This window comes from Salegentibacter salinarum (genome assembly GCF_900168115.1).
Classification (GTDB): Bacteria; Bacteroidota; Bacteroidia; order Flavobacteriales; family Flavobacteriaceae; genus Salegentibacter; species Salegentibacter salinarum.
In genome coordinates this window covers 265,713-290,006 of the sequence record NZ_FUZC01000002.1, presented here as the reverse complement: position 1 = coordinate 290,006, position 24,294 = coordinate 265,713, and the positions used below count along the sequence as shown (strand labels likewise).

Sequence of the window (24,294 nt, the reverse complement as noted above, 5' to 3'; positions counted from 1 at the left end):
TTAGACGCAACCTTTCACAAAAAAATGCATCTACTATTAAACCCCCATGATGAAAAAAATATTACCGGTATTAATTTCGATCTTTTTTGTTGCCTGTTCAAAGGATGATGATAGTAAGAATATTCCAATCACTGAAGAAAACATTGTTATTTCCCAAAATGAAATTTACGAATACGACCTTGAGTTTCCGGGCGATGAGGATGGATTTAGCATTACCAGGCAAGCTGTGAATTGTGAAATAAGCAAAATTGAACAAGATTCTATTACCGGAAATTTCATCTATACTTATAAACCGGAAGCTGGTTTTACCGGAACTGACACTGTTGAAATTACCCACAATGCTTATTCCATAAGCCGGGATGAAGCCTACAATGTAAGAATTATTAGAATTAATATCGAAGCCCGGAAATAAATTATAACCAGCGCTAAAAACTCAGATTTAATAATACCTATGAAACAACTTTTACTAATAACCTGCTTTTTTTTAATTGCAATAACTGAAGGAAAATCGCAAAGCCTGGAAGTCGGTTTCGGACTGGGATCAGGCTCTGCTTATACCTTTGAAAATATGGATAGTAATATTGATATAGATTACTCACTTCCCTTTAGCTCCTATCTCTCTCTAAAATACGCTAAACCAGATTCTTATTTTGGAATTAAGCTTAAGTTTCAATATCTAAATGCCGGCATAAAAGGAAGAAACTGGAAAAATCTGAACGAACCAATTAATGGTGATGTAACCTCTTTAACTTCATTAATTTTACTGGAACATTTAAAAGATAATAACAAATGGAATTTGGGATATAACTTCGGGTTTGGATATACCCATCAGAATTTCAGGCAGGATCTAACAAATTCTTCTTCCGGCATGGAAATTAATTTTATGAGTGCTAATATTTCCGGAATAATTAGTTCTAAACTTAGTAATAATTTAGCGCTGCAATTAGAACCTTCCTTACTATGGACCGATCCGGTTGGTTCTCTTAGAGATTCCGATAAATGGCAAATAGCAGGGGAAGATCTCCATCTTTTAATTCAATTGGGATTTACTTATAAAATCAATTAATCAACACGATAATTTCATACAACCTATAAGTTCCCTTTAAATTTAGAAGATTGAAAAGCCAAATAAACATTTTTCTTTTATTAAGCGGCCTTATTTTATTGTTCTTCCCTTTAAGCGGTTATAGTCAGGAGAAACCAAAGGTTTTTTATGATGAAAATGGCGATGAAATTACCCAAAAAGTATTCTACAAATCCATAGATTACAGGTATAATTTAGACCATACAATTTTGGTTTATTGATTAGAAGGGAAGGCTTTGGCAAATTGGACAAAGCAACATTCATTACCCTCAAAACATATCTGGAAGATTTAAGTGAAACCCAAATCGATACAACGCATAATAAAGACTAAAGGAATTTACAGCCCGTAAGGAAGATTTCGAAGAACTATAAATGGAATTTGATTTCATAATGCAGCAAATTTTAAGGCATTACAGAAATTCATCCAAAGCCATTCCGTACATTAAAATTTTTAATCAGCTTAGTAAATGAATTGAAAAATAATGACAGGAATACGGCCATTTAAAATGTGTTAAGCTCCGGCGATTATAAATTTATTAAAGATGCAGATTATGATGATAGTTTAATAACCGCCAAAGACTTTTTTGACCACACAGAATCTACCGCATTTATAAATGAAGCCCTTTCAAAAGCTGTAAGATGTAAGATTTTCAATGCCTGGATTCATGCTAATTCCATAACTGTTGATCATATTCAAAGAAAAGCAGAAGGAGGAATAGAAAACTTTGAAAATGCTCAATTAGCACACCCATATTGCAATAGCACTTATAAAAATTAGCCCCTCGACTTCTTAATAAAAACTTCCTGTATTTTTTTTGTAAGACTGTCTTTTTGGGCGGTGTAGACTTTTTTATCTTTGTGGGTAATGGAGCTTATGGGAATAATTTGCGTGGTGGTGCCGGTGACGAAGATTTCTTCTACTTCTACCAGTTCATCTATATGCACAGCTTTTTCAACCACTTTTATATTTAAATCGGTGCAGATGTCAATCACTTCGGCGCGGGTAATGCCGGAGAGGATCTTGTGGCCCTCGGGATGGGTATGCACTACGCCGTATTTTACAAAAAACAGGCTGGAATGCGAACCTTCAGTAAAATAACCTTTGCGTACCAGGAGATTTTCGGCAAACCCGGCCGCGATGGCTTCTTCGTTTGCCATCACATTGGCTAAAAGTGCTGTCGACTTAATATCGCAGCGATGCCAGCGTTTATCTTCTGTGGCAATTACTTCCCAGGTTTTCTTTTCAAAACCTTCTAAAGTTACGGGAAAGGCATACAGCAGGACGGTGGTTTCAATCTTTTCGGGAACAAAGTGGCTTCGGGCCGCAACTCCCCTACTCACCTGTATATAAACCGCCGCATCAGCTTTATTTAAACCGGTACGGTCTATAGCTTCGTACATTAATTTTTCCAGCGAAAAAGCATCAATAGCAACCTGGATCTCGTTCAGGCAATATTGCAGGCGTTTCAGGTGTTCTTTCAGCTTAAAAGCTTTTCCGTTATAAAATGGTGTTACTTCATAGATTCCGTCACCAAACATAAACGCACGGTCAAAAACCGAAACAAAAGCCTCATCGGGTTTTACCCATTTTCCGTTTAAATAAACTTCCGAAGGGTACTTTTTTTTAGGTTTCATAACAACTAGGTACTACTTATTAATATTGTTCTTTTTTTCCATTGCTGAAAAAAAGAACCAAAAAATTCTAGGCTTACGAAACTTTATCTAAATTTTTCGCACGTCACCTAAATTTTAGGAACTCGCCTCTTTAACTAGAAAGAAAAACGTTAGTTCAAACAGCCTAAAATTTTGCGGTGCTTTCGCTTCAAATTTTACGATAAATTTTCGATATGCCATTAAATCATAAAAATAACTACAAGAAAACATTAAAAATGATAAGATCTTCTTTAGTTGCTAAACATTTATTTTAATTAAAATGCTGGTGTAATTGCTGTAGCCACTGCATTTCGTAATAACGAACTATACTTATTACAATTACCCCTGCGGCTACGTACACCCAGGAATAAGTATCACGTTTAAGCAAAATCCCGCCTATTATGGCAAAAATCACAAAAGGGATGGTCATAATAAGGTTTGGCAACGGCCAGGCGTCCTGAAATAATACGGCAATGATTTTCATAGCGCCATAAAATATGCTGTAGAACAAAATGATCTTGCTTATTAGCGGTTTCAAATTCCGTTGTTTCATTTACTCGTAATTTTTTGGAGTTTCTCGGCGTTTGGAAGCCTGTTCGTAAGCAAAAGCCCATTGGTAAAGTTTATTTTCTTCAGAAGATTTTGCGAAAAACGTAAGACCTTTTGGTGCGCCTTCTTCGCTGTAACCCATAGGTACAGTGATTGCCGGATAATGTGCTACCGCAGCAAAACCTGCGTGATAATTATTTATAGATAAAATTCCGTCTAAATTATGTTCCTGCATTGGGGTATCAAAATACTTTTTCCCTTTTTCACTTAAATCGCTTTTTATAGAATCAAGATCTGTGGTATCTCCCGACTCATGTAAAATTCCATCAAAAAGTGCCTGGCCATAAGGCATTCTGTTAATAGAATCTTCTATATTGAATTTGACAATATCGTCTACCGAAGTAAAACCTGTTTCACCACCATATTTTTCTAAATAGTCAGGTAGATCTTTTTTCATATCCAGGCTGAGCAAACGCAGAAAGTTTTCCAGCTCAATTTCTTCGGCTTCAAATTCTACAATTTCTACTCCTGTACTTTTAAGATCGTTCACCGCCCGTTTATAAAGCGAATCTTCTTGCATTAATTGCTTAAAAGCACCAAAACGTTTTCCATCCAAGGTTGTGTTTTCAAAATTGAAATCGGTATTTTCAACTTCAATGGAAAAGGCGTCTTCCACATCTTTACCGGTCATAGCCGAATATAAAATGGCGTTGTCTATAACCGATTTTGTAATTGGACCGGGAGTATCTAAATAGCTGGAAATTGGAACAATCCCACCCCGACTTAAATTCCCGATAGTTGGTTTTAAACCTACCACCGAATTCTGGCTGGAAGGCGAAAGAATAGACCCCGAAGTTTCTGAACCTATCGCAACAGGAGCCAAATTAGCTGCAACTGCAACGGCACTACCAGAACTGGAACCACCGGTATCAAAAATCTTTCTACCGTAAGGGTTTAAGGTTTGTCCACCAATCGCTGAATAACCGCTGGGGCACTCACCACAAAAAAAATAAGCCCATTCGCTTAGATTGGATTTGCCGAGAATTAAAGCGCCATTTTCTTTTAATTTCTGAACGATAAAAGCATCTTCGGTTTGGTTATCCTGCAAGGCAATAGCTCCGGCGGTGGTCGCCATATTTTGCGTGTTGATATTATCTTTTAGCAACACCGGAATCCCTGTAATTAAATGTTTCTCTTCAGAATTATTTAATTGTTCATCCTTTTCACGGGCTTCTTCCAGCAAGTTTGGATTTAAAGAAATGACCGAGTTTAGAGAAAACTCATTTTCACGGTCAATTCTTTTAATTCGGTATAGGTAAAACAGGGAAAGTTCCTCGTAAGTAAGCTCGCCATTTTTCACCGCCTCCTGTATTTCAGGAATATTCTTATCAAAAATATGTGGTTTTATAGCCTCGTATTTATCTTCTGAAAATTTGGCTAAATCACTCTCAAAAGGAGCCCAAAGAGAATCCTGAGTAATATTTTTAGAATCTAAAACTTTAAATTCTTCTTCCTTTTCGGTTTTAAGTGAATCCCGGGAATCGATATTTTCATCTTCGGAATTTTTATCATCTGCGCAGGAAAACATCACGGGAAGTAATAGAAGGAGTAAAATACCTCGAAAGTTCACAAAGCATTTAGATGGGAAAAAAAAATTGAATATCGAGGCAGGACTGGAAGCATTAAAATCTCGATTATCAGGTAAAAGTTTTTTCATCTATTTATAAATTAAAAAGCCGGAAATTAAACGAAATATCAATCAGGAAATTACCAATTTACGTAGCATTGAAAAATCGGATTACTGTTTAAAGAAGGAATCTACAAATTCGTATTTATTGAAAACCTGCAAATCTTCTACACCTTCACCTACACCGATATATTTTACAGGAATTTTAAACTGATCGCTAATACCAATTACCACGCCGCCTTTTGCAGTACCATCTAACTTTGTAACAGCTAGGGAAGTTACTTCTGTAGCTGCTGTAAACTGTTTTGCCTGCTCAAATGCATTTTGCCCGGTAGAACCATCCAAAACCAGTAAAACCTCGTGAGGAGCATTAGGAATCACCTTTTGCATTACGCGTTTTACCTTGGTAAGTTCGTTCATTAAATTCACTTTATTATGAAGTCTACCCGCGGTATCAATAAGCACTACATCGGCATTTTGTTTTACCGCACTTTGCACGGTATCAAAAGCTACAGAAGCAGGATCGCTGCCCATTTTTTGACGTACAATAGGAACATCGGTCCTATCGGCCCAAATTTGCAATTGATCTATTGCGGCAGCTCTAAAGGTATCGGCTGCACCTAACACAACTTTATTACCGGCGCTTCTAAACTGGTGGGCGAGTTTACCTATAGTGGTAGTTTTACCAACCCCGTTAACGCCAACTACCATGATCACATATGGTTTTACATCTGGCAACTGTATATTTGCTGCTTCACCGGTTTCAGATTCAGAAAGCAGGCCGGCAATTTCTTCCCGCAGTATTTTGTTAAGCTCTTCGGTACCCAAATATTTATCGCGGGCAACGCGTTCTTCAATTCGGTTTATAATTTTAATTGTGGTGGCCACACCAACGTCACTGCTCACCAATACGTTTTCAAGATCGTCTAAAACCTCTTCGTCTACTTTGGTTTTACCGGCAACGGCTTTACTCATTTTAGACATAAAGCTGGTTTTGGTCTTTTCCAGCCCTTTATCCAGGTTTTCCTTTTTGTCTTTAGAAAATATCTTTTTAAATAAACTCATTTTTTTGGAAGGTTTAAAATCAACAAATTCCGGAAGTATGTTCCCGAAATTTTCAGTTGTAAATATACATAAAAACAAAAAGCCGTCCAGAGGTTATCCAGACGGCTTCGTAAATGTTTTCAAGGAAGTTTGTTTAGCTTACTTTTTCTTCAAAAAGTCGTTCACGTCTTCCGGAGCCATAATTTGTTCAACAAAAGTATAGGCACCAGATTTTGGAGATTTCACCATTTTAATTGCTTTGGTCAATCTCTTAGACCCTGTTTGTATCGATGCTACTGATTTCTTAGCCATAACTAATTATTTTATCTCTTTATGAACCGTCATTTTCTTAAGGATTGGATTAAATTTCTTTATCTCCAATCTATCCGGCGTATTCTTTTTATTCTTGGTAGTAATGTATCTTGAAGTTCCCGGTTGTCCGGTAGCTTTATGCTCTGTACACTCTAGTATAACCTGTACCCTGTTTCCTTTCTTTGCCATTGTAATTTGTTTTTATGCTTAAGGATTATTTCTTCAAAAATCCTTTTTCTCTTGCTTCTTTAATTACAGCAGAGATGCCTTTTTTATTAATATCTTTAAGTGCAGATGTAGATACCTTTAAAGTGACCCATTTATCTTCCTCAGGAATAAAAAAACGTTTCTTTACCAAATTGGCATTAAATCTACGTTTGGTTTTGTTCATAGCGTGAGAAACATTGTTCCCAACCATCGCTCTTTTACCAGTAAGTTCACAAACTCTTGACATTGCTCTATATCTTTTCTCGTTATTTCAAAACAGGCTGCAAATTAACGATTTTTTCACCTAACAAACAATATTAATTTAAAAAAATATTTAAGCTTTTTGAAATATGTAAATCAAACCAGTTTTTTAGCTGAACACTCCCTGTTTTCGTTGTATTAGAAAACTAATAAACTTTTTCGCCCTGCAAATTTAATCTTTTTTAAAGCAAGAAAATATTTAAGCTTCTGAAATTCAAAGCTTAGATTAAGAGATTCCAACTATTTTAAACTGAAAAATAAGCCTAAGGATATGTTTTTATTTGCTGAAATAGTTCTTCCCGAATCATTTCCATGCTTTTGTTTACCGCTTTGCCTATCACCTTATCGCGATGATTCCCGAAGATAAATTTTTTCGCATAAACTTTATCGGGCGTGGCAATTCCTATAAAAACAGTACCAATCTCGGCGTCGCTGTCTCCCTTGGCGGGACCCGCGTTCCCCGTGGTAGAAATCGCATAATCGGTTTTAAAAAGATCGCGAATATTTTTTGCCATGGCAATTGCGACTTCTTTACTCACCACCGAATGTTCTTCGATCAACTTTTTATCTATTTTTAAAATATCTTCTTTAACACTGGTTGCATAGCTTACCACGCTGCCTTTATAGTAGTTGGAAGCGCCGGGAGGTGTAGCAAATAAACTTGCCAGTTTGCCGCCGGTACAACTTTCAGCCGTGGCTATACTCGCATTAATTTTTCTCAATAACCTCGAAATTTGTATTTCTATAGGTTCATCGTCTTCATAACCAACAATAATATCGCCAATAATTCCGTGGAGATCTGTAATGAGGCTTTCTATACTATTTTGAAGATGTTCTTCGTTCTCGCCTTTAGCGGTTAAACGCAAACGTACCCGACCGAGGTTTGGCAAATACGCCAGTTTGATGTAAGGTGGTAAATTGTTTTCCCAATCTTCAATTTTATCGGCAATAGCGCTTTCACCCATTCCGTAGGTCAATACGGTTTTATGCAGAATAACCGGTCTTTTAAATGTCTGCTGAAGTTTAGGCACCACTTCGCCTTCAATAAGCGCTTTCATTTCAAAAGGAACGCCAGGAAGGGAAATATAAGCTTTACCTTCGCTTTCAAACCACATTCCCGCGGCTGTGCCGTATTTATTCTTTAAAGCCACGGCTTTAGACGGCAACATGGCTTGTTTTCGGTTTAAATCGGAAATTGGGGTGTCTATATATTTATCAAACAAAAATTCTATATGCTTGAGTACTTCCTCGTTTTTAACGAGTTTATCCTCAAAAAATTCGCATAAACAATCTTTGGTAATATCGTCTTTGGTAGGCCCGAGACCGCCGGTGATAATTATAATATCGGCCCGGTTTTTAGCTTCGTATAAAGCCTCCAGGATATGACTTTTCTCGTCTTCTACTGTAGAAATTTGTTTTACTGAAATACCAATTTTATTCAACTCTTTAGCGATAAATGCTGAATTGGTATCTATAATCTGGCCAATGAGAATCTCATCTCCAATGGTAATTATTTCTGCTTTCATTCCAGTTCAAAATCACGTTTAAGGGCAATACTGGCTACATTTACTTTCTTGGTGATTTTTGAAGCCGCGGTTGGCACTTCGTCTTTCTTTTTCCCGGCCTTTGCCCAGGCTTCAATTACTTTTACCTCGTCCATAAGTTCCAGGCCAAACAACTGTAAATTGGGCTTCATTTTATGCGCAAATTGATAAGCGAGATCTGGATTATCGTTAGAAATAGCTTCGTTCATCGCTTCCACATCAGGCGGAATTTCTTCTAAAAAGGTTTGTACCACTATTTTCATGAAATCTTCGTCGCCACCGGCCATTTCCTTAACCTCACTTAAATCGTAGTTGCTCATAGTACTATTTTATTTGAATTGAAAAGATTTGTTTGTCTTCTATAAATCCGGTTAATTTATTTTCTGCAGTCACCTTACCAACGCCCGCCGGGGTCCCGGTAAAGATCACATCTCCTATTTTTAAAGTAAAAAACTGTGAAACATAGGCAATTAGCTCATCTATTTTCCACAGCATTAATCGGGTATTGCTTTTTTGAACGGTTTCGCCGTTCTTTTCTAAACTAAAGTTAAGCATATTTATATCGCCAACCGCATCTTTGGCCAACCATTTTTCCCCTATGACCGCAGCTCCATCAAATGCTTTTGCTTTTTCCCAGGGTAATCCTTTATCTTTTAATTTTTGTTGAAGGTCCCTGGCCGTGAAATCTATTCCCAGGCCAATTTCATCATAATATTTATGCGCAAATTTCTCCTGAATATGTTTTCCCACCTTTTTGATCTTCACCAAGACCTCAACTTCGTAATGAACATCATTAGAAAAATCAGGGATAAAAAAGGGCTGTTTTTTTAATAAAATGGAAGTATCAGGTTTCAGAAAAATAACCGGATCTTCAGGCTTTTCATTTTGTAATTCAGAAATATGATCAGTGTAGTTTCTGCCAATGCAAATTATTTTCATGTTTCAGCAATTAATCGGTTAAGGTAATTTTAAAGGCAGGTGCAGGATATTCGCCCTTAAAAACCTGATGGGAATTATCCAGACTATTCATTTTCTTCCAACCATTGGTGTCCTTAAAATAAGAATTAAAATCATGCTTCTTTTTTTCTAGCACCCCTTTAAAAACAGGTAAATATTTAACTACTCTAAAATTATCGTAGAGCAGGGTATCATTTTCCCTGTAAATTTTATAATCCTTCTTCTCAATATATTCGTTCTCTTTAATAAAAAGATGTTCTACGGCTACAAAAAATCCTTCCTTAGGAATTGGAATTCGATATTGTAGTAATGGGATTTTAGTTTTAAAGCTGTTACTTCTTCTTTCTATAATCAAATTAGAAGTTAAAAGATCTCCCGCCGGTTTTCCATTTTGGCCTACTTCCAGTATTCTTAATCGAAATTTTGATTTTTTATTCATATTCAGGTCAGTAGCAAAGAACCTAACCTCTACCTCTTCCAAAAAGCAACCTGCTTTAAAATTTTCGGGTCTGGCATAGTAACGGGCCACCATACTAGGAAACTGTCCGCCGCTGAAATTACCCAAACCTATACTTTCCTTTCCGCGGAAATCATTGATTTTTTCGGAATTATTATTTAGAATACTATATAACTGAACTTCAGAAAGTGCACTCACATCTGGCTGCATTTTCACTACCCTACTATTATTTAACTTTCCTAAATTAATGTATTCGGTTTTAAAACCTACAAAACTAAATTTTAATATAGCTGAAGTATCTGCTCCTTTTAAAACAAATAAAAATCTCCCCTGCGCGCCTGCTGAAGTTCCCTTATGTTGTTCTTCCAAAACTATATTTACATAAGGCAGGGGTTGGGAGGTAAGAGCATCTACCACCTGACCTATCACGCGGTTTTCCTGGGCAGAAGCTACCGCGAAACACAGCAAACAAACTACGAAAAGGCATTGCTTCATTTTCCTTTCAGGACAGTTTATTATTGAGTTTTCTTAATTTTATAGCAGTAAGGACTTTTTTGGTATAAAGTGGAAAATCGGCATTTTGAATCCAGCCAAAATAACCGGGTTCTTCTTCCAGCACTTTTTCTACATTTTTACCACGGTATTTACCAAAAGCAAAAACTTCGTTTCCTTTTTTATCATAAGCGATAAATCCAGCGAAATCTGCAAATTTATTCCTGGCGGAATAATCGGCTAGGTATTTCATATCGTTTTGCAAATCTTCATAACGGTCTAATTGCGATTTCAAAACCTCGTAAGTTGCCGTGGTATCGGCTTCAGCGCTGTGGGCGTCTATTAGGTCTTTTCCGCAGTAAAACTGATAAGCGGCTGCCAAAGTTCTTTGTTCCTTTTTATGAAAAATGGTTTGTACATCTACGGCGACTACGTTTTTCATTTCAAAATCTATCCCGGCGCGTAAAAGTTCTTCTACCAGCAAAGGAATATCAAATCTATTAGAATTATAGCCACCAAGATCACAGCCTTTAATCATCTCGTGCACCTGCGAAGCGAGCTCTTTAAAAGTGGGTTCGTTAGCCACTTTTTCATCTGAAATTCCGTGAATAGCCACTACTTCTTTAGGAATAGGCATTTCAGGGTTTACCAGCCAGGTTTTACTCTCCTTATTTCCGTTAGGAAAAACTTTAAGGATAGCGATTTCTACAATACGGTCTTTGGCCACATTTGTTCCCGTGGTTTCGAGGTCAAAAAAACAAATAGGTCTGGTTAGGTTTAATTCCATAAAGGAGCTTGATTTTGTGGGTAAATATACTATAATTTATGAGGTTTGACTTTTTTACGAACTTGCATTTTATACGATATTAAACAAAACCTAATAACATTTTTTATCTTTGAAATATATCAAAAAACACCAGAATGTTTAAATATCTTGCTTATGTAAGCAGGCAAAGCCACTTAATAACCGATAATAATTTAAAGGAACTTCTAAGTAAATCCCAATCTCGCAATAGCGAAATTGGAGTAACAGGCATGTAAATTTATTTCCACGGTAGTTTTATTCAATATATTGAAGGCAAAGAGGAAAAGGTTGATTGGTTATATAAAAAAATTACCAAAGACGAACGCCACCAACACGTAACCGAGTTGGACTCGGGCTTTAGTAAAAAACGTGATTTTTCTGACTGGTCTATGGCTTTTGAAAAATTACAAAATGATGAGGCTTCTGAAATTCTTGGATATAAAAACCTGGAAGCTGAAAATCTATTTGACGACGATAATAGACTGTTGGAACAACCAGCTTTGAGCCTTCTACATAATTACGTTAAGAATCTTTGAGTTTGTATGGCAATATTAAAGGAAAAGGTTGGTTGAAAAGTCTTGCTGTCGTCTAGCTGTCCCGAAGCTTCGGGATTGTTTCAGCTTCTAATTTGAATCAATTTTAAATATATTAGATCTCCGAATAAATTTCGGAGCAGACTCTGAAATGAATTCAGGATGACGGTCTTAAATTTTTAACCAACCCTTAAATTATTCCACCTTATATCTCGCGGTTTTTATCAAAACCTTCTAAATACTGGGCTACTCGTTGTACAAACTGACCTCCAAGCGCACCGTTTACGACTCTATGGTCGTAACTGTGTGAGAGGAACATTTTATAACGAATTCCTATAAAATCACCATCTGGGGTTTCTATAACCGCAGGAACTTTTCTTATAGCTCCCAGGGCAAGAATAGCAACCTGCGGCTGATTGATTATCGGCGTGCCCATAATACTACCAAAAGTTCCAACATTGGTAACGGTATAAGTACCACCCTGAATATCGTCCGGCTTTAATTTATTCTGACGTGCGCGGTTGGCAAGATCGTTTACTTTCTTGGCAAGTCCTACCAGGTTAAGCTGATCTGCATTTCTAATTACCGGCACTATCAGGTTACCGTCGGGAAGGGCTGCTGCCATCCCAAGGTTTATGTTTTTCTTCTTAATTATTTTATCACCATCTACCGAAATATTTATCAGAGGGAAATCGCGAATGGCCTTGGCTACGGCTTCCATAAAAATTGGGGTAAACGTAAGTTTTTCACCCTCTTTTTTCTGAAAATCGTTTTTATGCTTATTTCTCCAGTTCCAGATATTGGTTACATCTACCTCGATAAAAGATTGAACGTGTGCTGAAGTTTGCGCACTTTCAACCATATGATGGGCAATCATTTTCCCCATTCGGCTCATCTCGATAATCTCATCTTCACCAGATGGGATCACGGCTTCAGATTTTGCTTTAGCTTCAGCCATTTTACCTGTAACGGCTGATGGGGCTGTAGCAGTTTTTGGTGCTTGTTGTTGAGAAGTTCCTTTTTCCCGGTTTTCAACATAAGCCAGGATATCGTCTTTGGTCACCCGACCGTCTTTCCCGGTTCCTTCTACAGATTCCAGTTCATCTAAACTTATACCTTCTTCTTTTGCTATATTCTTTACGAGAGGAGAATAGAATCTTGAAGCTTCAGAAAAATCTTTACTTCCCGCTGTTTCCTTTGCGGCTTCAACACTTTCGGCTACTTCTTCAGCATATTGGTCTTCCTCTTCCCTACCATCCAGGTCAAGGTCTAATTCGTCATCACCTGCACCGGCAGGAATTTCACCTTCAATTTCAATAATGGCTATGGTTTGTCCTACCTGTACAACATCGTCAGCTTCGAAAAGTTTCTCTACCAATTTCCCCTCTACTTCGCTGGGAACTTCGCTATCTACTTTATCGGTCGCGATTTCAAGAACCGGTTCATCGGCTTCAATGGTATCTCCAACTTCCTTTAACCAGTTGGTAATAGTTGCTTCGGCGACACTTTCGCCCATTTTTGGTAGCTTAAGTTCAAACTTTGCCATATCTATAATTGAAAGCTTATTTTAAGGTTTATGCTTGCGAATTTAATGAAAATTCAACTTTAAAAATATTAAAAAATCAATAAAATGAATTATTATTATAAATTTTCCGTCTAGGAAAATATATTCGCACTCGGGTAAAATTACAATTTCCAAAGCTGAAACTAAATTTTTAAGAAGAAATATTACTGCTTTAGCGAAAGTTTGATGGGGTCTTGCCGGGTATCGAAAACATGAAGAATCCTGATAACCGATTCATTCGGAATACTGTCATAAATGGAGTTATGCCTGGTTACCACGCATTTGTGATACTTTTCTCTCCTAAAATTGAAGGAAATTGATATGGGTTAAGCCTGATAAGCTCTATTGGGTGCTGCAGCTTATAAAAAAATCTTCGCTTATTGACTTACTCCATTCATTTTCAATATATTCAAGAAATTGATCCAATTCTTTTACAGCTGTCGGAGCCCAAATCACTTCTCTTTTAGAAGCCATATTTGGTTTTTATTCTCTCTACAACATCTTCATGTAATTCTCCCTCATGGTTGAGTTTCATCCAGCAAGTCCAGCCGTGAAATAATTTCTTTCTTTAATTCTGAAGTTTTCATTTTTTTAAAAATTGTTCTTTTAAAGATATTAACTTTTAGTCGAACTTTCAAACGGAACCCTGTTTGTGATACTTCTTCCCAAAGTAACCTCATCGGCATATTCCAGTTCGTCCCCGACTGAAATCCCACGAGCTATAGTTGAAGTTTTAATGCCTGTTCCTTCCAGTTGCCGGTAAATATAGAAATTGGTGGTATCGCCTTCCAGGGTGCTGCTTAGGGCAAAAATGATCTCCTCTACTTTTCCTGCCTGTACTTTTTCTATTAAAGGTTTTATGCTAAGCTGGGAAGGGCCAATACCATCCATCGGGCTTATCTTTCCGCCTAAAACGTGATAATGCCCACGGTATTGGTCGGTGTTTTCAATAGCCATCACATCGCGAATATCCTCTACAACGCAAACAATTTCTGAATTCCGGGAAGGGTTTGCACAAATCGCACAGAGATCGGTGTCACTTATGTTGTAACAATTCTTGCAAAGTTTTATCTCGGTTCTAAGTTTGGTGAGCGCATCTGCCAGCTGTTTGGTTTGCGATTCGGGTTGCTTAAGCATATGCAAAACCAGTCTCAACGCGGTGCGCTTCCCAATGCCGGGAAGTTGAGACATTTCATCTACGGCCTGTTCCAATAGTTTTGAAGAAAAATCCATAACGCGAATTTATGATTTTTACTCGATAATCGAGATTTAAATGCTCTAGCTTGTCCTGATTGCAAAAATAATTTTCCGTTTTATATCTCCTGAACTTGTCTCCAAATTACTGATCGTTCATTTTAAGGAAAAAGGTTAAAGTTTAAGCTTAATTTGTAAATTCGCCCCGTTAGAAAATCATCGCTATGCAGCCCTATCAGATTTTAATTTTAATTGCCGCTTATTTCGGACTTTTATTTTTAGTGTCTTTTTTTTCCAGCCGGGCCGGCAGTAATGCTGAATTTTTTCGCGCCAACCGGGAATCTCCCTGGTATATTGTTGCTTTTGGGATGATTGGCGCTTCGCTTAGCGGGGTTACTTTTATTTCTTTACCGGGAACCGTGGCTACAGATAGTTTCAGCTACTTCCAGGTGGTTTTGGGGTATACGGTAGGTTATGCTGTAATCGGGCTTATTTTATTGCCGCTATATTATCGGTTAAATCTTACTTCAATTTATTCTTACCTGGAAACCCGCTTTGGAAAATATTCCTATAAAACAGGGGCTTCATTTTTCTTGCTTTCAAGGATAGTCGGCTCGAGTTTTAGGCTGTTTTTGGTAGCAAACGTTTTACAACTCATTCTTTTTGATGAATTAGGGGTTCCTTATTATGCAACGGTTTCTGCTACTATTTTCCTAATCTGGTTATATACTTTTAGGAGCGGAATTAAAACCGTAGTCTGGACAGATACGCTGCAAACTTTTTTTATGTTGCTCTCTCTAGGCGTTACCTTAGTTGTGGTTTCAGATGAATTAGGAATTACGGCCGGGGGAATGATAAACCATCTTTCAGAAAGCGGTTTAACTAAAATCTTCTTTTTTGAAGACTGGAAAAGCAGTGATCATTTTATCAAACAATTTGTAAGCGGGGCATTTATCGCGATTGTAATGACCGGCCTAGATCAGGATATGATGCAGAAAAACCTTACCTGCAGAAACCTGAAAGATGCTCAAAAAAATATGTTTTCGTTCACCATTGTGCTTACCATTGTGAATATGATGTTTCTTGTCCTCGGGGTTCTACTTACTCAATACGCCGATTTAAGTGGAATTGACGCCATTAAAGATGAACTTTTTCCCGCAATCGCCACGGGAGGAGAGTTAGGAATTGGGGTGGCCATTCTTTTTATCCTGGGACTTATCGCCGCGGCCTATTCCAGCGCCGATGGTACTTTAACAGCGCTTACCACGTCTTTTAGTATTGATATTCTGAATATTGAAAAGCGATACGCAGAAGCCAAACAAATGAGAATTAGAAAACAAATACATATTGTTATTTCTATCTTATTTATAGTGGTAATGCTAATTTTCAAATACGCGATAGCCGATAAAAGTGTGATCAATAAGCTCTTCGAATTTGCCGGTTATACTTACGGTCCGCTACTGGGACTTTATACGCTTGGTTTATTCACCAATATTAAAGTAAAAGATAAGTTAGTGCCTATAGTTGCCATTCTGGCCCCTGTTTTATCTTATATAATTAGCATAAACAGCCTGGTTTGGTTTGGCTTTGAGTTTGGTTTCTTTATTTTAATCCTCAACGGATTCCTAACGCTATTAGGATTAATATTGATTCGTGCCAAGCATCACTAAAGTGCAGGCAATTTCGACTTCAATATTATTTTTTCTGAGTATTTGGTAGAATTCAGGGTTTTCAGTTCCCGGATTGAATATTACCCTAACCGGATTTAAAGAAACAATATAATCGTAGTATTCTTCCTGTCTTGGCGGACCAAGATAAAGCGTAACGGTATCTATATCCTGAAAAGGAACTTTTTCGGTTTCTATGTTTACACCTGCAACTTCCCCTTTCCTTAAACCAATAGCTACCGTAGGTTGATTATACCTTACCAGGCGTTCTATCGCGATATTAGAATAACGGGAACGATTAAGAGATGCGCCGAGTACCAAAGTTTTTTTCTCCATATCACAAATTTAAGGTTTCAATACAAGTGTAACAAAAATACTTCCCAATAGTCTTTAGGATAGCTATAGGTTCGGGAATATAGATGTGATGGTTAGTAAACCCGTACTTTATGGCTGCCCGTATTTCTAAAATACGGGCTTTTTTTAAAATTCTTTTCAAAATACTGTAACAAATCAATTTTATATTCGTCTTTATAGTAGAAGAAAGATCAAAATTTTGGAAATACACGTATACCTATTATGCAATACAAAGTATAAGGTATAACAAACAAAGGGGTCATTCATCAATCAAAAATCGGTAAGTTCTATTCATCACAACCATGAATTTGCCAAAAAAAATATTCGGGTATTATGCAATACAAGGATTTATTTTAAACATACTAATCATCAAAATCAATCAAAAAAATGAAACAGTTATTTTTAATCTTAGCATTATGCATCAGCAGTTTTACTGCAATGGCCAACGAACCCGTGGGCAAAATTTCGGGTTCTGTTATAGATGGCGACCTGGAAGAACCAATTCCCTACGCCACTATTAGTATTACAGATATGGAAGGAAACCTGGTTTCCGGAAATACTTCTTCTGCAGATGGAACTTTTTATATTGAAAAGATCCCAAACGGAACTTATACGTTTAAAGTTCAGTTTATGGGTTACAAGACCTTTTCTAAACAAATTGAAATTACCAAAGACCAAAGCACCCATAACTTTGGTCCTATCAAATTAGAACCCGATGTGGCGATGCTGGATGGTGTTACCGTGGTTGCAGAGCGCACTACCATAGAGCAGCGAATAGACCGAAAAGTGATTAATGTCGGAAAAGACCTTACCACTACAGGCGCCAGCGCTTCAGAAATAATGAATAACGTGCCTTCGGTAAATGTAGATCAGGATGGAAATATTGCGCTTCGTGGAAATTCTAACGTGCGCATTCTTATCGACGGAAAACCAACCAATATGGATCCTGCGCAGTTACTGAAACAAATCCCTTCAACTTCTATTAAAACTATCGAATTGATCACCAATCCATCAGCAAAATATAATCCAGAAGGGATGAGTGGGATTATCAATATTGTGCTTCACAAAAATGCTCACGATGGTTTCAACGGAAATTTAAATACCGGTGTGACCATTGGTGAGAACACTCGTTACAACGGTTCGCTGGACATGAATTACAGAAAAGGAAAATTCAATTTCTATGGAAATTTTGGCGCCCAGTTTGGAGACCGCAACAACTTGGGACGAATTAATTTTACCGAAGATAATTACCGACAGGCTTTTGATATTACGAATAGAAGAGAATCTTATTTATATAAAGTTGGAGTAGATTTTTACCTGAATGATAAGAATACTTTCTCGTTTTATACCAACCAGAATCATTATGATGGCGGACCGTTAGGAGCATTAAGAATTATTTATCCAACTAATCCTGACCTGGATCTGGCACAAAATCTGGATGCTAATTTTAATAATATTAACAGCACCTACAATTTTGCTTACGACAGGAAATTTGAAAAAGAAGGTCATAAGATTTTATTTGAAGTAGATTATAACACTTTTGATGAAGACGAGAATTCTGTTTTTGGATTTGAAGGAAACACTAATGGATTTAACGATTATCGGGAGCACGTAAAGGAAACCAGGGAGAATATAATTGCAAACGTAGATTATGAAAATCCGCTTTCTGAAAACAGTAAACTGGAAATTGGCGCTGAAGCAAGACTTTTAGATACAGATAATGATTACACTACCACCAGCGACTTTTTAAACGATGCCACCTATCAGTACAAAAGAGATATTTATTCATTTTATACTACTTACGGGCAAAATTTTGAAAAATGGTCTTATCAGGTTGGGGCAAGATTGGAGAATTTTAGCGTAGACGCCATCTACAACGATGAGAATGTTTTTTCTGACGATTACTTTAATATCTACCCCAGCGGATTTCTAAATTACACACCGAATGAAATTAACTCTTATCAGTTAAGCTATAGCCGAAGAGTAGACCGTCCCGGTTTTGGGCAGGTGAGTCCAATTCGTGAGGTAAGTACACCCAGGTTAACCGTTTCAGGAAATCCGGAGTTAGACCCACAATTCACTAATTCTTTGGAATTTAATTATACCCGGAAATTCACTAAAAAAGGAAGTTTAACTGCAGGAGTTTTCTTCAGAAATATTAACGATGAAATCAGCCAGGTTTTTATTGAAGATCCTAATGAAGAAGGTTCGCTTTTACTAAAATTTGACAATTTTGAAGATAACAATGCTTACGGACTGGAACTTGGCACAAATTATAAATTCACCAATTGGTGGAGCACCAATACTAATTTTGAAGTATACAGTCAGAAGTTAAAAGGCGTAGTTGGTACTGAATATTTAGAAACAGATAATACCGCCTGGACTTTTAGAACCAACCATAGCTTTAAAGCAACCGATAAGTTGACATTCCAGTTATTCGGGTTTTACCGAAGCAAAGCTAAAAATCTTCAAATGGATATGGACCCAATGTATTTTATGAATTTAGGCGGCCGCTATACTTTTCTTAACGATAAAGCTACACTTAGTCTAAACTTCAATGATGTTTTTGACACGCAGGAATTCAGTTTTACTAATGGCCGGCCACTTCCCCAAACCGGAAGGTTTAAAGGGGAAACCCAAAATGTTTATATAGGATTTGCGTACAGGTTTGGTGGTGGAAAAAACAGGGCATTGAAGAGAAAACAAAGAGATGATAACGAAGCCGAAGGCGGTGGAGTGTTTTAAAAAATTATATAGTTTGTAGTTTAGTTTGATTAGCCAAAAAACCCGGTAATTGCTTACCGGGTTTTAATTTTTATCTAAAATCATATTTAGATCCCAAAATAAACTGGAAATGACCCTACTAAACTACGCCTCTATAGCATACATTTTATCACGTTGTTCCTTTATTTTTTTATCGCTCATATACTCATCAAAAGTAGCATAACGATCTATGGCTCCACCAGGTGTTAGTTCTATTACACGGTTGGCAACAGTTTGTGCAAATTCGTGATCGTGCGTGGTAAACATTACCGTTCCTTTAAAATTCTTCAGGGAATTATTAAAAGCAGTAATAGATTCAAGATCAAGGTGGTTGGTTGGTTCATCCAGCATTACCACGTTTGCTCTCATCATCATCATTCGGCTTAACATACAACGAACTTTTTCTCCTCCGGAAAGTACTTTAGAAGTTTTTAAAGCTTCTTCACCACTAAACAACATTTTTCCAAGGAAACCGCGAATATAAACTTCTTCCCTTTCTTCATCGGTTTTGGCCCATTGCCTAAGCCAGTCTACCAAAGTAAGATCGTTATCAAAAAACTCTGAATTATCTAACGGAAGATAAGATTGATTGGTGGTAACTCCCCAGGAATATTTTCCCGAAACCGCTTGCTGGTTTCCGTTTATAATTTCATAAAAAGCAGTAGTAGCTCTGGAATCGCGGGAATAAACCACAACTTTATCACCTTTAGCAAGGTTGATATTTACGTTTTTGAAAAGGGTTTCACCTTCAATTGAAGCTTCCAGTTTTTCAATATTCAAAATCTGGTCTCCGGCTTCACGCTCGCGTTCAAAAATAATTGCAGGATACCTTCTGCTAGAAGGTTTTATATCTTCTATATTAAGTTTATCAATCATTTTTTTACGGGAAGTAGCCTGTTTAGACTTGGCTACGTTCGCGCTAAAACGCTGAATAAACTCCTGTAATTCCTTCTTCTTTTCTTCAGATTTTTTATTCTGCTGGGCACGTTGTCTCGCTGCAAGCTGAGAAGACTCATACCAGAAAGTATAGTTACCGCTAAAATGATTTATTTTTCCGAAGTCGATATCAGAAATATGGGTACAAACAGCATCTAAAAAGTGGCGGTCGTGAGAAACCACGATCACTGTGTTATCATAATTTGCCAGAAAATTCTCTAACCAGGAGATGGTTTCATAATCCAAATCATTGGTAGGCTCATCCATAATTAGTACATCTGGATTTCCAAAAAGTGCCTGCGCCAATAATACCCTAACTTTTTGTGTACCATCCAGATCTTTCATTAAAGTAGCGTGGTGTTGCTCTTTTATCCCTAAGTTAGAAAGTAAAGAGGCGGCATCACTTTCAGCATTCCAGCCGTTCATTTCTTCAAATTCTACCTGCAAAACCCCTACTCTTTCTCCATCGGCATCGCTAAAATCTTCTTTCATATAGATTTCATCCATCTCCTTTTTAATCTTAGCTAAAGGCTTATTTCCCAGGATTACGGTATCTAAAACCGGCGTATCATCATAAAGGTTGTGATTTTGCTCCAGTACAGACATTCGCTTTCCCGGCTCAAGATGAACACGCCCGGAAGTAGGCTCAGATTTTCCTGAGAGGATATTTAAAAAAGTAGATTTTCCGGCGCCGTTGGCTCCAATAATCCCATAGCAATTGCCCTGGGTAAAAGTGGTGTTCACTTCATCAAACAAAACACGCTTGCCAAATTGAACCGAAAGATTTGATACTGAAAGCATAAAAATAGAATTTGAAAATTTTTGCAAAAATAGCCAAACTTCAACACTTATCTAAAGATTAACGTTTTTATTATTCTTTTAACTCCCGATTAACATTCAAGGTATTTGGCTCAGACTATATTTGCGGATGATGCCAAAATCAACGGCATTTCAAGTCCTTAGTTCTTAAAGATCTGCATGAAATATTATTTACTTTTTTTTCTTATCGGAGTTATATTATTTACCGGTTGTAATGACTCTCAAAAAGACCAGAAAGGAACTTTTGTTGGCGGTCAAATTATGAACCCTTACAACCCCTATTTTATTCTTTCTAAAGATAATGAGACTATAGACACCCTCTTCCTGGATCAAAACAATCAATTTGGTAAAAATTTCAAGGATTTAGAAGCCGGGATTTACAGTTTTAACCATCCACCTGAAAATCAAATTATGTATTTGGAACCAGGCGATAGTGTTTTGGTGTGGTTAAATACTATGCAGTTTGATGAATCGCTTAATTTTAGTGGTCCCGGGGCAGCGAAAAGTAGTTTTTTGCTTGATATGTTCCTTAATAACGAAAGGAATAATAATTTAATGCTTTCCTATTATAAAATTAATCCCAGCGAGTTTGCCGGGATTACCGATTCTATTAAGAATACCAGGAAAAATAAATTAAAAGATTTAAACGAAAAGAAAAAATTTTCTGAATCGTTTTTAGAATTGGCCAATAACAGTATAGATTACGATTTTTATCACCTTAGGGAACGTTATACGTTTTTGGTGAAGAAGTACTATAACGAGCTCGCCCAGCAAATTCCAGATGATTTTCACGATTATCGGGAAGACCTTAATTTTAACGACACTCAACTTAAAGAATACTACGGTTATCTAAATTTTATTGAAGATTACTTAAGAACTCGCTCTATCGAAAGGTGTCTGGAAGAATATGACACTAATTCAGATTGCTTTGAATTACACTCGGTAGACAATATTCAATATCGAATTAGCTTAGCCGACTCTTTAATTAAAAAAGAAGAAATCAAAAATATTTTTATAAACCGTCTGGCAATTCAAGGACTGGTATTTTCAAACAATGCTGAAAAGATTGACAGTATTCTGGGGATTCTTGAAGACATTAAGTTTAGTGGAAAAAATCTGCCCGATTTAAAACAAATGGCCGGAATTCAAAAAAGCTTGCTTCCGGGGAATAATATTGGAAATTTATCTTTGACCAGTTTTCAAGAAGATACCGTTTCGCTAAAAGAAATTTCAGATAAACCTATAGTTACCTATCATTGGTCTATGGAAGCACCGGAACATTATAAATGGCAACATTCTATTATTGCTACCCTACGGGAAAAATATCCTGAACTGGAATTTGTAGGAATTAACATTGATAAAGATTCTCACCAATCCTGGAAGAATACTATAGAAATATACGGAATGAACCGGGAGAGGGAATACAAATTAAACCCTGCTAAAATCAAAGTTAATTTACTTAAAAACTACCTTAACAAACTCATTTTCCTGGATACTAACGGGAATATTGTAAACGGGGAAGCACAACTAAATACTCCCAATTTTGAAAGGCAAATCCTGGAGTTTTTGAATAATTAAAAAAGGCTATTTAAATGGTCTTTTTAGATTTATCGTCATCCTGAACTTGTTTCAGGATCCAACATATTCGAAGCTGAAATAATCCCGAAGCTCGGGACAGCTTGACGTAAAGAAAACTCTTTAAATAGCCTTTCCGCTAATTTTACTTCAGCAGTTACCTACTGATTTCCCTTCTTATAATCTGATAAAAATTTCTCTAAACCAATATCGGTAAGTGGGTGTTTTAATAAACCTTCAATAGAAGAAAGTGGCCCGGTCATAACATCTGCACCTAATTTAGCACATTCTAAAATGTGCATGCTGTGACGCACAGAAGCGGCAAGAATCTCAGTCTCAAATCCGTAGTTATCGTAAATCAACCTGATATCTGCAATAAGGTTTAAACCATCGGTAGAAATATCATCTAAACGGCCAATAAACGGGGAAACATAAGTTGCTCCCGCTTTCGCAGCAAGTAAAGCCTGTCCTGCTGAGAATACTAATGTACAGTTGGTTTTAATCCCATTATCGCTAAAGTATTTTATCGCTTTGATCCCTTCTTTAATCATAGGAACTTTTACAATAATTTGCTCGTGTAGTTCTGCAAGCTCCTCACCTTCTCTTACAATGCCGTCAAAATCGGTAGCAATTACTTCAGCACTTACGTCACCATCTACAATTTCACAAATTTCCCTGTAGTGCTTGTAAATATTATCTTTTCCGGAAATCCCTTCTTTCGCCATCAAAGACGGGTTGGTAGTTACACCATCTAAAACCCCCAGGGCCTGGGCTTCCCTAATTTGATCAAGATTGGCTGTATCAATAAAAAATTTCATAATCTATAGTTGTTTAATATGTTGTTTTTGCAAAATTATAACTTATAATGCTTAAGGAGCATTTTTTCATAGACTTTATCGGGTAAAATTCGCTTTAAACCCACCGAAAATTTCTGAAGCGCCTCTCCTACTTTATAATGCCCACGAGGGTCTTTTTCCTGAATAATTTTATGCACGACCTTGGCCATTAGCAAAGGATCTTTCCCAGCATCCACATCTTCATTCATTAATTTCAGGGTATTCCCGTAAGGTTCCTTATAAGGAGAATCATCGAGTACAGGTGCGTGGTAACGACCTGCTGCGATATTTGTCGCAAAATCACCCGGCGCCACATTCGTCATTTTAATACTAAAATCCTTTAATTCCATTCTAAAGGCTTCGGTAGTGAGTTCCAAAGCGCCTTTGGAAGCAGAATAAATTCCGCGGTATGGAAGTCCCATATACCCCGCGATAGAAGTAATATTTATAATTAATCCGCTGTTCTGTTTTCTCATTCCCGGCAAAACGGCTTTTATCACTTTAATAGGTCCAAAATAATTGGTTTCAAAAGCTTTGGCGATTTCTTCATCGGGAGTCTCCTCGATAGGACCCGTAATTCCAACTCCGGCGTTGTTAATAAGTACATCAATTTTACCTTCTTCAGCAATTATTTGCTCAATTGCAGTCGCAATAGTTTCCTTTTTCGTCACGTCTAAGGCAACCATTGTAAAAGGAGGATGAGATATTTTTGAGGGGTTTCGGCTGGTGCCGTAAACTTTAAAATTCTGTTTAGAAAGATATTCGCCTATGGATTTTCCAATTCCGGAAGAAGCTCCGGTAATAAGCACTACTTTTTGAGGTGAAGTATTTGTTTTCATAGGCTGCAAATATGCGATAAAATTTAGAACCTTTTAGAAACAAAAAATGGCAAGCTCCCCACATCACACCGCTACGACCGCCTACCCTTGCTGCGTTCCCGCCCTGGGGGATTCAGCAGGAGCTGGTTGTGTGGGACTTGCCGCTGCAAATATACAATCTTT

The 24,294-nt window shown here is 37.1% G+C and carries 25 protein-coding genes, 1 other RNA gene and 1 pseudogene; 8 read left to right on the top strand and 19 right to left on the bottom strand.

Going from position 1 to position 24,294, the window contains the following annotated elements; translation table 11 throughout:
• Positions 1-49: 49 nt before the first annotated feature.
• The 4 genes from B5X53_RS04240 (at position 50) to B5X53_RS04225 (ending at position 1,862) form a co-directional block, all read left to right on the top strand.
• Positions 50-412, top strand: coding sequence for an Ig-like domain-containing protein (locus tag B5X53_RS04240; protein ID WP_079711992.1), 363 nt, complete (start codon positions 50-52; stop codon positions 410-412).
• A gap of 39 nt (positions 413-451) precedes the next feature.
• Complete coding sequence (locus tag B5X53_RS04235; protein ID WP_079711991.1) at positions 452-1,066, top strand: hypothetical protein; 615 nt, start codon at positions 452-454, stop codon at positions 1,064-1,066.
• Positions 1,067-1,116: 50 nt separating this feature from the next.
• Entirely contained in the window at positions 1,117-1,305 is a 189-nt protein-coding gene (locus tag B5X53_RS04230; RefSeq protein ID WP_079711990.1) for a hypothetical protein, read from the top strand.
• A gap of 287 nt (positions 1,306-1,592) precedes the next feature.
• Complete coding sequence (locus tag B5X53_RS04225) at positions 1,593-1,862, top strand: HNH endonuclease (protein ID WP_079711989.1); 270 nt, start codon at positions 1,593-1,595, stop codon at positions 1,860-1,862.
• On the opposite strand, the gene B5X53_RS04220 is transcribed toward B5X53_RS04225, so the two are convergent.
• From B5X53_RS04220 to B5X53_RS04165, 12 genes are all read right to left on the bottom strand, one after another.
• Positions 1,859-2,719 carry an aminotransferase class IV gene (locus B5X53_RS04220; protein WP_079711988.1) on the bottom strand — a complete coding sequence of 287 codons (861 nt, stop codon included), beginning with the start codon at positions 2,717-2,719 and terminating at the stop codon, positions 1,859-1,861. The genes B5X53_RS04225 and B5X53_RS04220 overlap by 4 nt on opposite strands.
• Positions 2,720-3,008: 289 nt before the next feature.
• Entirely contained in the window at positions 3,009-3,290 is a 282-nt protein-coding gene (locus B5X53_RS04215; protein ID WP_079711987.1) for a hypothetical protein, read from the bottom strand.
• Positions 3,291-5,003: an amidase family protein gene (locus B5X53_RS04210; protein ID WP_232764114.1), complete on the bottom strand. Its 1,713-nt coding sequence runs from the start codon at positions 5,001-5,003 to the stop codon at positions 3,291-3,293.
• Between the two features lie 81 nt (positions 5,004-5,084).
• Positions 5,085-6,038, bottom strand: a complete 954-nt coding sequence (gene ftsY / locus B5X53_RS04205) for a signal recognition particle-docking protein FtsY (protein ID WP_101023080.1) — start codon at positions 6,036-6,038, stop codon at positions 5,085-5,087.
• A gap of 138 nt (positions 6,039-6,176) precedes the next feature.
• A complete protein-coding gene (locus B5X53_RS04200; protein ID WP_070054108.1) occupies positions 6,177-6,329 on the bottom strand; it encodes a DUF4295 domain-containing protein in 153 nt (50 codons plus the stop codon).
• Between the two features lie 6 nt (positions 6,330-6,335).
• Positions 6,336-6,518: a 50S ribosomal protein L33 gene (gene rpmG / locus B5X53_RS04195; protein WP_075327393.1), complete on the bottom strand. Its 183-nt coding sequence runs from the start codon at positions 6,516-6,518 to the stop codon at positions 6,336-6,338.
• Positions 6,519-6,543: 25 nt separating this feature from the next.
• Entirely contained in the window at positions 6,544-6,783 is a 240-nt protein-coding gene (gene rpmB / locus B5X53_RS04190; RefSeq protein ID WP_057480126.1) for a 50S ribosomal protein L28, read from the bottom strand.
• A gap of 277 nt (positions 6,784-7,060) precedes the next feature.
• The gene (locus B5X53_RS04185) at positions 7,061-8,323 is read right to left on the bottom strand and encodes a competence/damage-inducible protein A (RefSeq protein ID WP_079711986.1); all 1,263 of its coding nucleotides are present in this window, start codon (positions 8,321-8,323) and stop codon (positions 7,061-7,063) included.
• On the bottom strand, positions 8,320-8,661 hold the full coding sequence (locus B5X53_RS04180) for an Hpt domain-containing protein (protein ID WP_075327395.1): 342 nt from the start codon (positions 8,659-8,661) through the stop codon (positions 8,320-8,322). Before B5X53_RS04180 ends, B5X53_RS04185 begins: the two co-directional genes overlap by 4 nt.
• A gap of 4 nt (positions 8,662-8,665) precedes the next feature.
• A complete protein-coding gene (locus B5X53_RS04175; protein WP_079711985.1) occupies positions 8,666-9,280 on the bottom strand; it encodes a fumarylacetoacetate hydrolase family protein in 615 nt (204 codons plus the stop codon).
• A gap of 10 nt (positions 9,281-9,290) precedes the next feature.
• On the bottom strand, positions 9,291-10,250 hold the full coding sequence (locus B5X53_RS04170; protein WP_079711984.1) for a carboxypeptidase-like regulatory domain-containing protein: 960 nt from the start codon (positions 10,248-10,250) through the stop codon (positions 9,291-9,293).
• A gap of 7 nt (positions 10,251-10,257) precedes the next feature.
• Positions 10,258-11,034, bottom strand: a complete 777-nt coding sequence (locus B5X53_RS04165; protein WP_079711983.1) for a 3'-5' exonuclease — start codon at positions 11,032-11,034, stop codon at positions 10,258-10,260.
• 134 nt (positions 11,035-11,168) lie between these two features.
• Between B5X53_RS04165 and B5X53_RS19450 the strand changes: the two are divergent.
• Positions 11,169-11,588: pseudogene (locus B5X53_RS19450) on the top strand (BLUF domain-containing protein).
• Between the two features lie 202 nt (positions 11,589-11,790).
• Here B5X53_RS19450 and B5X53_RS04155 read toward each other — a convergent pair.
• Both B5X53_RS04155 and recR read right to left on the bottom strand, forming a co-directional pair.
• A complete protein-coding gene (locus B5X53_RS04155) occupies positions 11,791-13,131 on the bottom strand; it encodes a dihydrolipoamide acetyltransferase family protein (protein ID WP_079711981.1) in 1,341 nt (446 codons plus the stop codon).
• Positions 13,132-13,764: 633 nt separating this feature from the next.
• Complete coding sequence (gene recR / locus B5X53_RS04150; RefSeq protein ID WP_079711980.1) at positions 13,765-14,382, bottom strand: recombination mediator RecR; 618 nt, start codon at positions 14,380-14,382, stop codon at positions 13,765-13,767.
• Between the two features lie 185 nt (positions 14,383-14,567).
• On the opposite strand from recR, the gene B5X53_RS04145 reads away from it, so the two are divergent.
• Positions 14,568-16,013 (top strand): sodium:solute symporter, encoded by a 1,446-nt coding sequence (locus tag B5X53_RS04145; protein ID WP_079711979.1) that lies wholly within the window; start codon positions 14,568-14,570, stop codon positions 16,011-16,013.
• Here B5X53_RS04145 and B5X53_RS04140 read toward each other — a convergent pair.
• Positions 15,984-16,346: a CoA-binding protein gene (locus B5X53_RS04140; protein ID WP_079711978.1), complete on the bottom strand. Its 363-nt coding sequence runs from the start codon at positions 16,344-16,346 to the stop codon at positions 15,984-15,986. The two genes, B5X53_RS04145 and B5X53_RS04140, sit on opposite strands and share 30 nt — an antisense overlap.
• 405 nt (positions 16,347-16,751) lie before the next feature.
• Here B5X53_RS04140 and B5X53_RS04135 point away from each other — a divergent pair, with 405 nt between their 5' ends.
• Entirely contained in the window at positions 16,752-19,109 is a 2,358-nt protein-coding gene (locus tag B5X53_RS04135; RefSeq protein WP_079711977.1) for a TonB-dependent receptor, read from the top strand.
• Between the two features lie 123 nt (positions 19,110-19,232).
• Here the strand turns inward: B5X53_RS04135 and B5X53_RS04130 are convergent, their stop codons facing one another.
• A complete protein-coding gene (locus tag B5X53_RS04130; protein WP_079711976.1) occupies positions 19,233-20,864 on the bottom strand; it encodes an ABC-F family ATP-binding cassette domain-containing protein in 1,632 nt (543 codons plus the stop codon).
• Between the two features lie 177 nt (positions 20,865-21,041).
• Between B5X53_RS04130 and B5X53_RS04125 the strand changes: the two genes are divergently transcribed.
• Positions 21,042-22,460: a TlpA family protein disulfide reductase gene (locus tag B5X53_RS04125; protein ID WP_079711975.1), complete on the top strand. Its 1,419-nt coding sequence runs from the start codon at positions 21,042-21,044 to the stop codon at positions 22,458-22,460.
• A gap of 158 nt (positions 22,461-22,618) precedes the next feature.
• Here B5X53_RS04125 and fsa read toward each other — a convergent pair whose 3' ends face one another.
• The 3 genes from fsa to ffs all read right to left on the bottom strand — a co-directional run bounded on the left by fsa (position 22,619) and on the right by ffs (position 24,275).
• Positions 22,619-23,275, bottom strand: a complete 657-nt coding sequence (gene fsa, locus B5X53_RS04120; protein ID WP_079711974.1) for a fructose-6-phosphate aldolase — start codon at positions 23,273-23,275, stop codon at positions 22,619-22,621.
• Between the two features lie 35 nt (positions 23,276-23,310).
• Positions 23,311-24,132 (bottom strand): SDR family oxidoreductase, encoded by an 822-nt coding sequence (locus B5X53_RS04115; protein WP_079711973.1) that lies wholly within the window; start codon positions 24,130-24,132, stop codon positions 23,311-23,313.
• Between the two features lie 44 nt (positions 24,133-24,176).
• Positions 24,177-24,275: signal recognition particle sRNA small type (gene ffs / locus B5X53_RS04110), an RNA gene on the bottom strand.
• Positions 24,276-24,294 lie beyond the last annotated feature (19 nt).